Annotated in this window: 10 protein-coding genes and 2 pseudogenes; 6 read left to right on the top strand and 6 right to left on the bottom strand. The window is 75.2% G+C overall.

What is annotated here, in order from left to right; genetic code table 11:
- Nucleotides 1-273 precede the first annotated feature (273 nt).
- The 6 genes and pseudogenes from ACH4F6_RS04315 to pflA all read left to right on the top strand — a co-directional run bounded on the left by ACH4F6_RS04315 (nucleotide 274) and on the right by pflA (nucleotide 6,063).
- Entirely contained in the window at nucleotides 274-1,200 is a 927-nt protein-coding gene (locus ACH4F6_RS04315) for a carbamate kinase (RefSeq protein ID WP_397958354.1), read from the top strand.
- A 511-nt stretch (nucleotides 1,201-1,711) separates the two neighbouring features.
- Nucleotides 1,712-2,152 carry a pyridoxamine 5'-phosphate oxidase family protein gene (locus ACH4F6_RS04320; protein ID WP_397958355.1) on the top strand — a complete coding sequence of 147 codons (441 nt, stop codon included), beginning with the start codon at nucleotides 1,712-1,714 and terminating at the stop codon, nucleotides 2,150-2,152.
- Between the two features lie 194 nt (nucleotides 2,153-2,346).
- Nucleotides 2,347-2,592, top strand: a pseudogene (locus ACH4F6_RS04325) (universal stress protein); the annotation flags it as partial.
- Between the two features lie 5 nt (nucleotides 2,593-2,597).
- Nucleotides 2,598-2,822, top strand: a pseudogene (locus tag ACH4F6_RS04330) (hypothetical protein); the annotation flags it as partial.
- A gap of 236 nt (nucleotides 2,823-3,058) precedes the next feature.
- On the top strand, nucleotides 3,059-5,320 hold the full coding sequence (gene pflB, locus ACH4F6_RS04335; protein WP_397958356.1) for a formate C-acetyltransferase: 2,262 nt from the start codon (nucleotides 3,059-3,061) through the stop codon (nucleotides 5,318-5,320).
- The gene (pflA, locus tag ACH4F6_RS04340) at nucleotides 5,317-6,063 is read left to right on the top strand and encodes a pyruvate formate-lyase-activating protein (protein ID WP_397958357.1); all 747 of its coding nucleotides are present in this window, start codon (nucleotides 5,317-5,319) and stop codon (nucleotides 6,061-6,063) included. Before pflB ends, pflA begins: the two co-directional genes overlap by 4 nt.
- 165 nt (nucleotides 6,064-6,228) lie before the next feature.
- Here the strand turns inward: pflA and ACH4F6_RS04345 are convergent, their stop codons facing one another.
- The 6 genes from ACH4F6_RS04345 to ACH4F6_RS04370 form a co-directional block, all read right to left on the bottom strand.
- Nucleotides 6,229-6,579, bottom strand: coding sequence for an ArsR/SmtB family transcription factor (locus ACH4F6_RS04345; RefSeq protein WP_397958358.1), 351 nt, complete (start codon nucleotides 6,577-6,579; stop codon nucleotides 6,229-6,231).
- A 386-nt stretch (nucleotides 6,580-6,965) separates the two neighbouring features.
- Nucleotides 6,966-8,690 carry a SulP family inorganic anion transporter gene (locus ACH4F6_RS04350; protein WP_397958359.1) on the bottom strand — a complete coding sequence of 575 codons (1,725 nt, stop codon included), beginning with the start codon at nucleotides 8,688-8,690 and terminating at the stop codon, nucleotides 6,966-6,968.
- Nucleotides 8,691-9,107: 417 nt separating this feature from the next.
- The gene (adhE, locus tag ACH4F6_RS04355) at nucleotides 9,108-11,771 is read right to left on the bottom strand and encodes a bifunctional acetaldehyde-CoA/alcohol dehydrogenase (RefSeq protein WP_397958360.1); all 2,664 of its coding nucleotides are present in this window, start codon (nucleotides 11,769-11,771) and stop codon (nucleotides 9,108-9,110) included.
- Between the two features lie 207 nt (nucleotides 11,772-11,978).
- The gene (locus tag ACH4F6_RS04360; RefSeq protein ID WP_397958361.1) at nucleotides 11,979-12,641 is read right to left on the bottom strand and encodes a CBS domain-containing protein; all 663 of its coding nucleotides are present in this window, start codon (nucleotides 12,639-12,641) and stop codon (nucleotides 11,979-11,981) included.
- 480 nt (nucleotides 12,642-13,121) lie between these two features.
- Complete coding sequence (locus ACH4F6_RS04365) at nucleotides 13,122-13,373, bottom strand: hypothetical protein (protein ID WP_397958805.1); 252 nt, start codon at nucleotides 13,371-13,373, stop codon at nucleotides 13,122-13,124.
- Between the two features lie 93 nt (nucleotides 13,374-13,466).
- Nucleotides 13,467-14,477 carry a zinc-dependent alcohol dehydrogenase gene (locus tag ACH4F6_RS04370; RefSeq protein ID WP_397958362.1) on the bottom strand — a complete coding sequence of 337 codons (1,011 nt, stop codon included), beginning with the start codon at nucleotides 14,475-14,477 and terminating at the stop codon, nucleotides 13,467-13,469.
- Nucleotides 14,478-14,723: the final 246 nt, after the last annotated feature.

The raw sequence follows: 14,723 nt of genomic DNA on the forward strand, positions 1-14,723 counted from the left end.
CGTCCGGCACCCCGCCCGGGTCCTTCGGCACCCTGCGCCCGTGACCGCCCCGGGTGTTCGATGACGGTGAAGGGCGAACCGATGGAAGGGGGGCATGATGGCCACGTCACCGACCTCGCGGTCCAGGAAGCCGTTCGCGGTTCTCCTGGCGGCTTCCACGGCGGTCACGTTCGTGCTCGGCGCGGTGCGCGACGCCCGCGCGGTGCGCGGGCGGCGTCGTGCCGGCCGCACACCATCAGCGCCGCGTTCCCGGCCACCCGGAGGTCCCCAGCCATGCGTATCGTCATCTCCCTCGGCGGCAACGCCCTGCTGCACCGGGGCGACCGCCCCGACGCGCACGTCCAGGCGGAGAACATCGACCGGGTGACCACCGCGGTCGCCGGCCTCGCCCTGGACCACGAGATCGTCGTCACCCACGGCAACGGGCCGCAGATCGGTCTGCTCGCCGAGGAGAGCGCCACCGATCCCGCGCTGAGCGCCCCCTACCCCCTGGACCTGCTCGGCGCCCAGACCCAGGGGATGATCGGCTCGCTGCTGGTGCGCGCCCTGTACGACGCGCTGCCGGGGCCGCGCCGGATCGCCTCGCTGGTGACCCACACCCTCGTCCGGGCCGACGACCCCGCCTTCGGCCGGCCCACGAAGCCCGTCGGCCGGGTGTACCCCCGCGAGGTCGCCGAGTCCCTCGCCCGCGAGCACGGCTGGCACATCGCCGAGGACGGCGGGGGCTGGCGCCGCGTCGTGCCGTCGCCGTCGCCCGAACGGATCCTGGAGACGGAGACCGTTCACCAGCTCCTGGACAGCGGCGCCCTGGTCGTCTGCGCCGGCGGCGGAGGCGTCCCCGTCACCGCCGACCGCGCCACCGGCGCGCTGACCGGCGTCGAGGCGGTCGTCGACAAGGACCTCACGGCGGCCCTGCTCGCCGAGGACCTCAAGGCCGACTTCCTGCTCGTCCTCACCGACGTCCCGTGCGTCTACGCCGGCTACGGCACCCACGACCCGCGGCCCGTCCTCGACGCGACGCCCGAGGACCTGCGCCGCGGTGGCTTCCCGGCCGGCTCCATGGGCCCCAAGGCGGAGGCCGCCGCCCGGTTCGTCGAACGCACCGGAGCGCTGGCCGCCATCGGCGCCCTCGACGCGGCGTACGAGATCGTCCACGGGAGGTCGGGGACCCTGGTGCGCCGCGACCTGACCGTCGGCTGACCCACCGGAACCGGCTGCCCCGCACTCCCGGCGCGGACCGGCTGCCCCGCACTCCCGGCGCGGACCGTCCGGCCTGTGCCCTCGGCGTGGATCGTCCGAGCTCGCGCCCCCGGCGCGGACCGTCCGGCCCGCGCCCCTGCCCGCACGCCCGCCGCGCCGCCGGCCGGGACCGCACCGTGCGGGGCCCCGGCATCGCGGGCGAAGGCCGTCCGGGGCCGGCTCCCGGCGGGCGCCGGGCCGTTCGGCCCGTGCCCCGGGCACGGGGAGGACCGGCGGCGCACAGGCCGGGGCCCTGCCCGGGCCGGATCCCGAAGACGCCGGCTGGGCCGACGGCGCGGAGCACCCGCCGCAAGCGCACGCTGCCGGTGAGCGGGCGCGGCCCGCCGACCGGGGCCGGTGCCGGGCCGTTCTCCGGCGCGGCAGGGACGCATGGCCCCTCGGCCCCGGGCGTCGGCCGGCGCACCGTGGAAGGACGCAGTACCGCTGCTCCAGGTGAAGGACGGATTGGCTGATGTACTCCCACGACGGTTTCCGTGAACTCGGGCGGCAGGAGTGCCTGCGGCTGATGGCCGAGGTGCCCGTCGGCCGCGTCGTCCACACGCGCCGGGCCCTGCCCGCCGTGCTGCCGGTCAACTTCGCACTGGACGACGACGGCGCGGTCCTGCTGCGCACCTCCGCGGCGTCGGAACTGGTCCGCGCGATCGACGGCGCCGTGGTCGCCTTCGAGACCGACGACGTCGACGCGGCCCGGCACTCCGGCTGGAGCGTCGTCGTCACGGGCCCGGCCTCGGTGGTGACCGACCCCGCCGAGCACGAGCGCCTGGCCCGCACCGGCCCGGTCTCCTGGGTGCCCGCGACGCACGAGGTCTTCGTCCGCATCGAACCCGAGCTGGTCACCGGGCGTCAGCTCGTCGGCGGACGCACCCTGTACGGCGTGAACCTCATCGCCTGAACGTCTCTCCCGGCCTTCCGGGCCCCTCGCCCCACCCGCCCTCCTTCTCGTCCGGCCGGGGACCGGCACCGGGCCCGTGCGGCCCGACGGGACGGGCGGTACGGCGTGCCGGCGGGGCCGGCGGCGCACTCGCCGCGGCCCTCGCCGCCCGCGAGGGCCGGACACCCTCACGACGAACGGAAGGGGAAAGGGTCATGACCGACCGTCATGCGGTCGCCGGAGTCGACGGTTCGCTGCCCGCCGTACGGGCGCTGGACCGGGCCGCGGAGGAAGCGGCGCGCCGCGGCACGCCGCTGCGGATCGTGTACGCCGTGGCCGACCGCGACGAGGCGGATCCGGTTCCGGCGTCGGCCGCCGCCCGGGTCCACGAGCGTCACCCCGGCCTGCCGGTGGAGACCGGGGCCGTGGAGACCGGGGCCGTACGGGCGCCGGCGGCGGAGAGGACGCCGGCACCGCGATGATGGCGCTGATGTGGATCGCGGGGCGGCCGCCGGCCCAGCACCTGTCCGACGGGTCGGCGAGCATGTCGACCAACCCGTTCGCCGACCACCACGTGGTCCACGCCCTCGTCCTCGTCGCCCTCGCGGCCGCCGGCGCCGGCGCCACCTGGGGTCTGGGCCGGGCCCGGGCGCGGCTGCCCTTCGTCGGCCGCCACCGCCGGCTCCTCTGAACGGTGCGCGCGCACAGGACCGGGGCGCCTCCGCCGACGAGCGGAGGCGCCCCGGTCCTTTCGCGTCCCCGGCCCGGCCGGTGCGGCGGGGTCCCGGCGGGACCGGGCCCAACGGCCCGGCGGTCAGGGACGGACGGCGTGCCGCCGGTGCGCCCACCGGCCCTCCTCGCGGGACCCGCGAGCGACGAGCATCGAGGTGCAGACAGTTCCCGTGCAGAACGAGGGAGAGACCGGCGATGACGGCAACGATGACAGCTGGAGCCCGGGCGACGACCGAGGCATGGCGCGGCTTCGCCGGCACCCACTGGCAGGACCACGTCGACGTGCGCGAGTTCATCCAGGCCAACTACACCCCGTACGAGGGCGGTCCGGCGTTCCTCGCCGGCCCGACCGAGCGCACGCTCGCCGTCTGGCAGAAGGTCGCCGGCCTGTTCCCCGAGGAACGGCGCCGGGGCGTCCTCGACGTCGACCCGGGCCTGCCCTCCACCATCACCTCGCACCGGCCCGGCTTCATCGACCGCGACCGCGAACTGATCGTCGGCCTGCAGACCGACGCCCCGCTGCGACGCGCCATCATGCCCAACGGCGGCCTGCGGATGGTGGAGAACGGCCTGAAGGCGTACGGCTACGAGGCCGACCCGTTCGTCACACGCGTCTTCAGCACCTACCGCAAGACCCACAACGACGGCGTCTTCGACGCCTACACGCCCGAGATGCGGGCCGCCCGCAAGGCCGGGATCATCACCGGCCTGCCCGACGCGTACGGCCGCGGCCGGATCATCGGCGACTACCGGCGGGTCGCGCTGTACGGCACGGACCGGCTGGTCGAGGCCAAGCGCGCCGAGCGGGCCCTGCTGGACGCGCGGCCTTCCGGCCCCGACGTCATCCGTGACCGCGAGGAACTGGCCGAACAGATCAAGGCGCTGGGCGAGCTGGCCGAGATGGCTGCCTCGTACGGCTGCGACGTCACCCGCCCCGCCGCCACCGCGCACGAGGCGGTGCAGTGGCTCTACCTCGGCTTCCTGGCCGCGGTGAAGGAGCAGAACGGCGCCGCGATGTCGCTGGGCCGCACCTCCACCTTCCTGGACGTCTACCTCCAGCGCGACCTGGACGAGGGGACCCTCGACGAGACGCGGGCGCAGGAACTGATCGACGACTTCGTGATCAAGCTGCGGATCGTCCGCTTCCTGCGCACCCCCGAGTACGACGCGCTGTTCTCCGGCGACCCGACCTGGGTGACGGAGTCCATCGGCGGCATCGGCGCCGACGGCCGGCCGCTGGTCACCCGCACGTCCTTCCGCTTCCTGCAGACCCTGTACAACCTCGGCCCCGCGCCCGAGCCCAACCTGACCGTGCTGTGGTCGCCGCGACTGCCCGCCGGCTTCAAGGAGTTCTGCGCCCGCGTCTCCATCGACACCAGCGCCATCCAGTACGAGTCCGACGAGCTGCTGCGTCCGCGCACCGGCGACGACACCGCGATCGCCTGCTGCGTCTCCGCCATGGCGGTGGGCAGGCAGATGCAGTTCTTCGGGGCGCGGGTGAACCTGGCCAAGGCGCTGCTGTACGCGGTCAACGGCGGCCGGGACGAGATGACCGGCGAGCAGATCGCACCGGCGACGCCGCCGCTGACGGGCGAGTACCTGGACTACGAGGAGCTGTCGGCGGCGTACGACCGGACGCTGGACTGGCTGGCCGGGACGTACGTCAACACGCTCAACGTCATCCACTACATGCACGACAAGTACGCCTACGAGCGCATCGAGATGGCACTGCACGACCACCCCGTGCACCGCTTCATGGCGTGCGGCATCGCGGGCCTGTCGGTCGCCGTGGACAGCCTGTCCGCCGTCAAGCACGCCCGGGTGAAGGTCTTCCGGGACGCGAGCGGACTCGCCGTCGACTTCCGGACCGAAGGGGAGTTCCCGGCGTACGGCAACAACGACGACCGCGTGGACGCGCTCGCCGCCGAGCTGGTCCGGTCGTTCATGGCGAAGGTGCGCCGGTACCCCACGTACCGCGACGCCGAGCACACCCAGTCGGTGCTGACCATCACCTCGAACGTGGTGTATGGCAAGCACACCGGCAACACGCCCGACGGCCGCCGCGCGGGCGCTCCCTTCGCACCCGGCGCCAACCCGATGAACGGCCGCGACCGGCACGGGGTCGCCGCCTCCGCGCTCTCCGTCGCCAAGCTGCCGTACGAGCAGGCCCGGGACGGCATCTCGCTGACCACGACGATCACGCCCGAGGGACTGGGCCACGACCCGGCCGAGCGGGCGGGCCACCTGGCCGGCATCCTGGACGCGTACATGGCCTCCGGCGGGTTCCACATGAACGTCAACGTCCTGGACCGGGCGACGCTGGAGGACGCCATGGAACACCCGGAGAAGTACCCGGAGCTGACGGTCCGGGTCTCCGGATACGCCGTCAACTTCGTCCGCCTGACCCGCGAACAGCAGCTCGACGTGATCAGCCGCACCTTCCACGGATCGCTGTGAGCACCGCGACCCGGCCGGTGACGGGGCGCGTCCACTCCTGGGACCTGTCCACGGGAGTGGACGGTCCCGGGACCCGGTTCGTGCTGTTCCTCAGCGGCTGCCCGCTGCGCTGCCTGTACTGCGCCAACCCGGACACCTGGCACATGCGCGACGGCCGGCCGGTCACCGTGGACGAGGTGATGGCCGAGATCGAGAAGTACCGGCCCTTCGTCACCACCGCGGGCGGGGGAGTGACCCTCACCGGCGGCGAGGCCCTGCTGCAGCCCGCGTTCACCGCGGGGATCCTCCGCCGCTGCAAGGAGCTCGGCCTGCACACGGCCCTCGACACCTCCGGCTTCCTCGGCGCCCGCGCCACCGACGAACTCCTCGCCGACACCGACCTGGTCCTGCTGGACGTCAAGTCCTTCGACATCCGCACCTACCGGAAGCTGACCGGAGGGGACCTCGCCCCGACCCTCGGCTTCGCCACCCGCCTGGACCGGCTCGGCGTCCCGGTGTGGATCCGCTACGTCCTGGTGCCCGGCTGGACCGACGACCCGGCCGCCGTCGACGGGCTCGGCGCGTTCCTCGCCGGACTGGGCAACGTCGACCGGGTGGACGTCCTGCCGTTCCACAAGCTCGGCGCCCACAAGTACGACGCGCTGGGCGTCCCCTTCCCCCTGCGCGACACCCCCACCCCCGGCCCGGACCTGACGGAGCGCGTGCGCGAGCAGTTCCGCGCGCACGGTCTGCGGGCGCTGTGACGGGGGAGGAGCGGCCCGGAACCGGGAGATCCGGGCCGCGGGCGGACGGAGCCCCGGCCGGAAGGCGAACCGGCCGGGGCGCCGAGGCGGGTGCGGGCCCGCGGTCACGGCGGCGCCCGCCTCGCACCGGCTCCCCGTCCGGCGGCCGCCGGACGCGGGGCACCGCTACGCGGGCGGCTTCGCCTCGCCCTGCGCCGACTGCAGGTCGGCGAGGAGTTCGGCCTGGCCGGCCAGGACGCCGGAGAGGATGGTGCGGGCGACGCGCAGGAGTTCCGCGACGTGCGGGCTGGTCAGCGAGTAGTACACGGTCGCGCCCTCCTTGCGGGACACCACCAGGTTCGCCCGGCGCAGCACCGCCAGCTGCTGGGAGAGGTGGGCGGGCTCGATGCCCACCTCGGGCAGCATCTCGGCGACCGCGTGGTCCCGCTCGCTCAGCAGCTCCAGCACCCGGATGCGGGCCGGGTGACCGAGGGTCTTGAAGAACTCGGCCTTCAGTTGGTACAGCGGCGTGCTCACCGTGCTCTCCCCTCTCCGGCACGGCGGCCCCGCCCGGCCGGCCGGGACCCGGCGCCTCGCATGCGGCCACTCCTCACGAACCTGCGTCCCTTCCCTCGCCCGCGGCACCGGCGGCGCCGGAACCGTTCCCCGTCCCCGGACCCGCCGGTGAGCACATCGGCAATTGCCGACATTAGCAATCCCCGAGGTCCGCGGCGGACAGCCGTGCGGCTCACCCCGCCCCACCGCCGTCACCCCGGACGACCGCCTGGGCGGGCCACCCGGGGGCGCGCGCCGCGCGGCGGCCCCACGGGCTCCGCGCTTCCCGCGCCGGAGGCCTCCGCGCCGGTGCCCTCCGCGCCGGGGCCCGGGCCGTCACGGAGCACGGCGGGGAACGCCCGCAGCGTTCACCGCAGGGCTTGCTCGCCGGACGTCCGGGGCTCGGGGACGGGCCGGACGGGCAGGAGTCCGGCCGTCTCCAGGTGGTCGCGGGCCGCCCGGATCGCCTCGGGGGTGGTCGCGTACTCCCGGCCCCCGTGGCACAGCGGTTCCAGCGCGCCGACGGAGTCGAGGACGCGGCGCTGGCCGGGCCGGACCCCTGAGGCCAGGACGAGGATGCCGCGCCGGTTCAGCTTCTCGACCGCGTCCTTCAGGACGAGCGCGCCGGTGGCGTCCATCGTCGACACCCGCGACATGCGCAGGACCACGACGCGGACGTCGTACACCTCGGTCAGCTCCAGCAGGAAGCGGTGGGCGGCGGCGAAGAACAGCGGCCCGTCGATGCGGTAGGCGACGATGTGCTCCGCCAGCAGGGCGTGTTCCTCGGCGGTGTGGTCACCGCGGTCGAGCGGCACCCGGTCGAAGCGGGCCTGCTTCGCCACGGCACGCAGCGCGAGGGCGCCCGCGACGGCCAGGCCGATGACGACGGCCTGGACGAGGTCCAGGACCAGGGTCGCGACGGCGGTGAGGACGAGGATCGCGGCGTCGGAACGGGTGGCCTTCGCCATCGCCCGCAGCGAGCCGACCTCGACCATGCGGACCGCCGTGGCCAGCAGGACGCCGGCGAGCGCGGCGAGCGGGATCCTCGAGACCAGGGGCGCCGCCGCGAAGACGATCACGGCGAGGACCGCGGCGTGGGTGAGGGAGGCGAGCCGGGAGGTCGCGCCGGTGCGGACGTTGACCGCGGTGCGGGCGATCGCGCCGGTCGCCGGTACCCCGCCGAACAGCGGAGCGGCGATGTTCGCCAGGCCCTGGCCGAACAGTTCCCGGTCCGGGTCGTGCTGCTGCCCGACCGTCATGCCGTCGGCGACGGAGGCGGACAGCAGGGACTCCAGGGCGGCCAGGGCGGCGACCGCCGCGGCCGGGGCGACGAGCGAGCCGAGGGCCCCGGCGTCCAGGAAGGACAGCGAGGGCACGGGCAGCCCGGAGGGCAGGGCGCCGATCGGCTCGGCGGCGTCCAGGCCGGCGGCCTGCGTGACCACCGTCGCGGCGATCACGGCCAGGAGGGAGAACGGAACGGCCGGCCGCCACCGCGCCCCGGCCAGCATGACCGCGGCCACCGCGACGGCGACGGTGACGGCGGTCCAGTTCGGGTGCCGTGCGAACTCCCCGACCGCGCGCCAGGTCACCACCGGCATCCGGTCGCCCTCGGGCGCGGGCACGCCGAGCGCGTTCGGGACCTGCTGCAGACCGATCACGCAGGCGATGCCCAGCGTGAAGCCCTCGACGACGGGCGCCGGGACGTACCGCATGCAGCGCCCGGCCCTCAGCGCGGCGAGGGCGACGAGCAGGACGCCGGCCATCAGGCCGACCGTGAGGACGCCCGTCGGCCCGTGCTCGCCCACGATGGGGACGAGGACCACCGTCATGGCGCCGGTCGGGCCCGACACCTGCAGGTTCGATCCGCCGAAGAGCGCGGCGAGCGCGCCCGCGACCACGGCCGTGGCCAGCCCCGCCTGGGCGCCCAGGCCGGAGGAGACGCCGAAACCCAGGGCGAGCGGCAGCGCCACCACGGCCACGGTCAGCCCGGCCGACAGGTTCCGCCGCGGGTCGCGGCGCAGGTTTGTCAGGTCGGCGCGGGCGGGCAGCAGCGCCGCGATCCGGGTCAGGACCCGGCTGATCGGAGAGGTCATCGCGCGGCGACCCCGGCTTCCCCCGGTGCGGGCCCGGCTGCCTCGACCTGGCGCGGCGGAACGGACACGGCTCCTCGCCTCCCTCGGAGCTCCGCCCTCCGGGGGCGGACGCGAAAGGCTGTGCCCGCGGCTACCTGCGGGCACAGCCACTACAGCATCCAAGTAGTTGCGAAATTTCGCAACTCAGCATTTCGGCATCCTGTTCGATGCCGTCCGGCACGCGGGAGGAAGCCGGCCCGTCCCCGCGCCGCGCGCACGCGCCCCGCCGGCAGCCGCCCCGAGGCGGCCCGACCGTGGGCGGCGAACCCCGGCCGGCGAACCACGGCCGGCGAACCACGGCCGGCGAACCACGGCCGGCGAACCCCGGCCGGCCGGTGAGGGCCGTGCCGGGGTCCGCCGCCGTAGGGTCGCCCGGGCCTATACGCCGGGCGCCCGCTCCGGTCCGAAGTAGGCCGCGCGCATCAGCTCCTGCATGTCGTCGAGCATGGGCATCCGCGGATTGGCGGGCGCGCACTGGTCCTCGTAGGCGTTGAGGGCCTGCTGGGGCAGGGCGGCCAGGAAGGCCCGCTCGTCGACGCCGAGGGCCTGGAACGACGGCTCGATGCCGACGGCGTCGCGCAGCCGCTCGACGGCGGCGGCGAGCGACTCCACGCCCTCCCGCGGGGTGGCCGCGGGCAGGCCGAGGGCGCGGGCGATGTCCTGGAAGCGTTCGGGGGCCCGGTAACTCTCGTACTTGGGCCAGCCGGTCAGCTTGGTGGGCACGGTGCCGTTGTAGCGGATGACGTGCGGCAGCAGGACGGCGTTGGTGCGGCCGTGGGCGATGTGGAAGGTGGCGCCGAGGGTGTGGGACATGGCGTGGACGATGCCGAGGAAGGCGTTGCCGAAGGCCATGCCCGCGATGGTGCCGGCGTTGTGCATCTTCTCCCGGGCCCCGGGCGAGCCGGCGCGGTCGTTCACCGCCGCCTCGAGGTGCTCGAAGATCAGCCGGATCGCGTGCAGCGCGGGGCCGTCGGTGAAGTCGTTGGCGTAGACGGAGACGTACGCCTCGATGGCGTGGGTGAGGGCGTCGAAGCCGCTGTCGGCGGCCAGCGCCCGGGGCAGGGCGGCGGTCAGCAGGGGGTCGACGATGGCGACGCTGGGGGTCAGGGCGTAGTCCGCCAGCGGGTACTTCTTCCCGGTGGCCGGGTCGGAGATGACCGCGAAGGGCGTCACCTCGGCGCCGGTGCCGGAGGTGGTGGGCACGCACACCAGACGCGCGAGCCTGCCGAGGACCGGGAAGCGGAAGGCGCGCTTGCGGATGTCGGAGAACTTCTGCCGCATGTCCGCGAAGTCGACGTCCGGCTGCTCGTACAGCAGCCACATCACCTTCGCCGCGTCCATGGGCGAGCCGCCGCCGAGGGCGATGATCGTGTCCGGGCGGAACTCCCGCATGAGGCCGGCGCCGCGGCGCACGGAGTCGATGCTCGGCTCGGGCTCGACGTCGTCCAGGACCTGGACGGTCACCGGCTCGCGGCGGCGCTGCAGGACGCGGGTGACGCGGTCGACGAAACCGAGGCGGGTCATGGTGGCGTCGGTGACGATCGTGACGCGGTGGACGTCCGGCATGGACTGCAGGTAGCGGATGGCCTGCGGCTCGAAGTAGATCTTGGGCGGGACCTTGAACCACTGCAGGTTGTTGTGGCGGGTGGAGACCCGCTTGACGTTCAGCAGCTGGACGGCGGAGACGTTGTCGGACACCGAGGTGCTGCCCCAGGAGCCGCAGCCCAGCGTCAGCGACGGCAGCAGACTGTTGTAGACGCCGCCGATCGCGCCCTGCGAGGACGGGGAGTTGACGATGATCCGCACCGTCTTCATCCGGCGGCCGTACGCCTCGGCGAGCGCGGGGTCCTCGGTGTGGATGACGGCGCTGTGCCCCTGGCCGTGGAAGGCGACCATGTCGGCGGCCAGGCCGAAGCCCTCCTGCTCGGAGCCGGCGCGCAGCACGGCGAGCACGGGGCAGAGCTTCTCCCGGGTCAGCGGCTCGTCGGGGCCGACCCGGCCGGCCTCGACCAGGATGACCGAGGTGTCGGCGGGAACGGTGAAGCCCGCCTGTTCGGCGATCCACGCCGGACTGCGCCCGACGGCCGCGGAGTTGACCTTGGGCTCGCAGCCGCCGCCCGCGGCCTCGCCGGCGGGGAAGAGGAAGGTCTCCAGCTTCGCCTTCTCCGCGGCGGTGGCCACGTGGGCGTGCAGGGCGCGGAACTCGGCCAGGGCGGCGTCGTAGATCTCGTCGTCCAGGATGACGGCCTGCTCGGAGGCGCAGATCATGCCGTTGTCGAACGACTTGGACAGCACCAGGTCGTTGACGGCCCGGCGCAGCTTCGCGCTCCTGTGGACGTAGGCGGGGACGTTGCCCGCGCCGACGCCCAGGGCGGGCTTTCCGGCCGAGTAGGCGGCCTTGACCATGGCGTTGCCGCCGGTGGCGAGGATGAGGGAGACCCCCGGGTGGTGCATCAGGGTGCGGGTGGCCTCGACGGACGGCGTCTCGATCCACTGGACGCAGTGCTCGGGCGCGCCCGCCGCGACGGCGGCGTCGCGGACGATCCGGGCCGCCTCGGCGCTGCACCGCTGGGCGGAGGGGTGGAAGGCGAAGACGACCGGGTTGCGGGTCTTCAGGGCCATCAGGGCCTTGAAGACCGTGGTGGAGGTCGGGTTGGTGACCGGGGTGACCGCGGCCACCACGCCGACCGGCTCCGCGATCTCGACCATGTCCTCGATGTCGTCGCGGGCGATCACGCCGACGGTCTTCATCGGGCCCATGCTGTGCGTGACGTGCTCGCACGCGAACATGTTCTTGGCCGCCTTGTCCTCGAACAGGCCGCGCCCGGTCTCCTCCACCGCCAGCCGCGCCAGCGCGGTGTGCCGGTCGAGCGCGGCGACCGACGCCTTCTTGACGATGTGGTCGACCTGCTCCTGGTCGAGTTCCTCGTAGTCGGCCAGTGCCTTGAGGCCGTTCGTGACCAGTCGGTCGACGGCGACGGCGATGTCGGACGGCGCCTCGGCGGGGACAGCGGTCGTGGTGCGGTCGTCGTGGCGGGTCATGGAGGTGCCTCCGTCGTCGAGGTGGAGCCGCACGGCCGGCGGCCCGGGGGAACGGCGCCACGGGGGACCGGCGCCGTTCCACCCTCAGCGTCCTCCCGCAGCCGCCGCGCCGCGCGGGTCCGCAGGGTCCCCGTCCGGTGTCCGTCCGTCCCGGATCCCCAGGGCCGTACGGCCCTCACGGCCGCGTCCGGCCGCCGGGGCCGGCCGTCAGCCGTCGCGCGGTGAGGGGCGGGTGTCGTCGACGCGGAACGTCAGGTGGTTCACGACGCCGACCACGCCGTCCACCCGCCACGCCAGCCGGAGGGCGAGCGGGACGTCGCTGCGCCGTCCGGCCCGCCCCTCGAGCGTGACCACGCCGTCCCGGACGGAGGCGGTCGCGGCGCCGGGCGGCAGGCACAGGGCGCGGGTGAGGACGCCGCCGGTCACGTCCCGGCGGATCTCCTCGTCCGTGCGCAGGAAGACCCGCAGCAGGTCCCGCCGGGTGGCGATGCCGATCAGCCGGTCCTCCTCGTCGACCACGGGAAGCCGGTCGACGCGGTGGCGTTCCATGACGCGCGCGGCGTCCGCGACGCGCTGTTCGGGGTGCACCGTCACGGCGGGCGTCGACATCAGCTCCTCCGCGGTCGTCGCCCGGGCCGCCGCGGCCGGGTCACGGGGGGAACGGCGCGCCGCCCCCGCGCGGCCGCGGACGGCGCCGCGGCGCGCCAGGTCGGTCCCGGAGACGACGCCCACGACCTTGTCGTCGTGGTCCACCACCGGGAGCCCGCCGATGCGGTGCCGGTCCAGCAGCCGTGCCAGCTCCTCGACCGGCGTCTCCCGGCGCGCCTCGACGACCTCGCTGGTCATCACCTCGCCGACGGTACGGGTCATCACGCACACTCCCTTCCGCGTCCACCGTCCGCGGGCCGGCGCGGCGGATGCTGCTGTGACGGGACGCCCGCCGGCGTGAAGTCGGGGTGAGGCGCGGCGTCCGCGACGGCACCGGGACCGGGACCGCGGCCGCGGGCTCCGCCGGCCGGGCGGCCGCTCCCGTCCCTTTGGACCGTCCCGGGGGATCCGGCCACCGGTGCCCCTCCAGCGTCCCTCACCCCACGGCGCCGGGGCAGGGCCGACGGTCCCGGGACGGCGGACCGGAATGCCCCGGTCCGCCGGGTCCCGACGGCACGCGGCCACCGGCCGTCCCGTCACGCCCCGGCCGGCCGGGACCGGGACGCGACGGTCTCCCCGGGCCGGGACGGCCGCCCCGGACGGCGTACGGGCCACGTGTCGGACGGCCCCGGTGCGGGCGGACGGCCCGCACCGGGGCCGTCGAGGGAGCCGCCCGGCCGCGGCGCGGCGCCGGGACGTCCGTCACCTGCTGTCACCGGCCTCCGTCGCGCGGAGCGCGGCCCGCCCGGCCTCCAGGCGCGCGACCGGCACGCGGAACGGCGAGCAGGAGACGTAGTCGAGCCCGACGGCGTGGAAGAAGTGCACCGACTCGGAGTCCTCTTCCTTCCGGCGCTGCAGGGGGAGAGGGGTCCCGGCCGCCCGCGGCCGCACCCCGGTCGGTGCGGGGGGCGCGGCGGGCCGGTGCGGCCGGGTCGTGTCTGCGTGACGGGTCACGCCCGCGCGGTGCGTCCCCGCCGCGGGGACGCACCACGCGGTGGGGCGTGTTCGTGGTGGGAGGCGCGGACGGCGGGAGGTGCGGGCGGCGGGTCACATCTCGAAGACGATGCGGGCCTTGATCTGCCCGCTCAGGACCTCGGCGATGGACTCGTTGACGGTCTCCAGCGGGCGGGTCTCGTGGATGACCCGGGTGCGTCCGGCGGCGTGCAGCCGGAACACCTCGTCCAGGTCCTGGCGGGTGCCGACGATCGAACCGATCACGGAGGTGCCGTTCAGGACGGTGTCGAAGACCGGGACCTGGACGGTCCCGCCGGCGGGCAGGGCGACCAGGACCAGCTTGCCGCCGCGCCGCAGCCCGCGGTAGGCGGCCGCGAACGCCCGCTCGTCGACGGCCAGCGCGATGGCCGCGTGGGCGCCGCCGTACCGCTTCAGCACCTCGGCCGGGTCCTCCTTGCGGGCGTCGACGAGGATGTCGGCGCCGAGCTCCCGGGCGAGTGCGAGCTTGTCGTCGGTGACGTCGATCGCCGCGACCGTGGCCCCGGCGATCTTCGCGTACTGCACGGCCAGGTGACCGAGACCGCCGACGCCGGAGACCGCCACCAGTTGGGTGGGACGCACGCCGGCCACCTTCAGGGCCTTGTACGTCGTCACGCCCGCGCAGGTCAGCGGGGCCGCGTCGAGCGGGTCGACGCCCTCGGGGACGGGGGCGGCGAAGTCGGCCGGGGCGAGCATCTTCTCCGCGTACCCGCCGTCCACGCCGTAGCCGGTGTTGCGCTGCTGCTCGCACAGCGTCTCCCAGCCCGACAGGCAGTGCTCGCACCGCCCGCAGGCCCAGCCCAGCCAGGGCACGGCCACCCGCTGCCCGACCGCCGGGCGGGTCACGCCGGCGCCGAGCGCCTCGACGATGCCCACCCCCTCGTGCCCGGGGACGAACGGCAGGCCCGGCTTCACCGGCCAGTCGCCGTGCGCCGCGTGGATGTCGGTGTGGCACAGCCCGGACGCCTCGAGACGGATGCGGACCTGACCGGGGCCCGGCTCCGGGTCCGGCCGCTCCTCGATCACGAGCGGCTCGCCGAAGGACCGGACGACTGCTGCCTTCATGGAATGCTCCTCGAACTCTGTCCCTGCGGTGCGGTGCGGTACCAGCGTCGGTCGCGGCGCGGTGCGGCGGCAGGTGCTGGACGTCCTCACGGGTGGGGCCGACCGGCCCCGGGACGCGGGGGGCCCGCCCCCCCCGGCCCGGCCCCCCGCCCGAGCGCGCCCCCCCGCCCCCCGCCCGGCGCCCCCGCCCCCGCCGGGCCCCTCCCCCGGGGGGGCGCGGGGGGGCGGGGGCGGGGGGGGGGCGGG

Origin of the sequence: Streptomyces sp. NPDC017936, assembly GCF_044328485.1 — a bacterium.
GTDB lineage: Bacteria > Actinomycetota > Actinomycetes > Streptomycetales > Streptomycetaceae > Streptomyces.

What these genes read in the sequence shown, in the direction of transcription:
- ACH4F6_RS04315 (WP_397958354.1), top strand. Translation starts at nt 274, where the DNA reads ATGCGTATCGTCATCTCCCTCGGCGGCAACGCCCTGCTGCACCGGGGC.
- ACH4F6_RS04320 (WP_397958355.1), top strand. Translation starts at nt 1,712, where the DNA reads ATGTACTCCCACGACGGTTTCCGTGAACTCGGGCGGCAGGAGTGCCTG.
- pflB (WP_397958356.1), top strand. Translation starts at nt 3,059, where the DNA reads ATGACGGCAACGATGACAGCTGGAGCCCGGGCGACGACCGAGGCATGG.
- ACH4F6_RS04350 (WP_397958359.1), bottom strand. Translation starts at nt 8,690, where the DNA reads ATGACCTCTCCGATCAGCCGGGTCCTGACCCGGATCGCGGCGCTGCTG.
- adhE (WP_397958360.1), bottom strand. Translation starts at nt 11,771, where the DNA reads ATGACCCGCCACGACGACCGCACCACGACCGCTGTCCCCGCCGAGGCG.
- ACH4F6_RS04360 (WP_397958361.1), bottom strand. Translation starts at nt 12,641, where the DNA reads ATGACCCGTACCGTCGGCGAGGTGATGACCAGCGAGGTCGTCGAGGCG.
- ACH4F6_RS04370 (WP_397958362.1), bottom strand. Translation starts at nt 14,477, where the DNA reads ATGAAGGCAGCAGTCGTCCGGTCCTTCGGCGAGCCGCTCGTGATCGAG.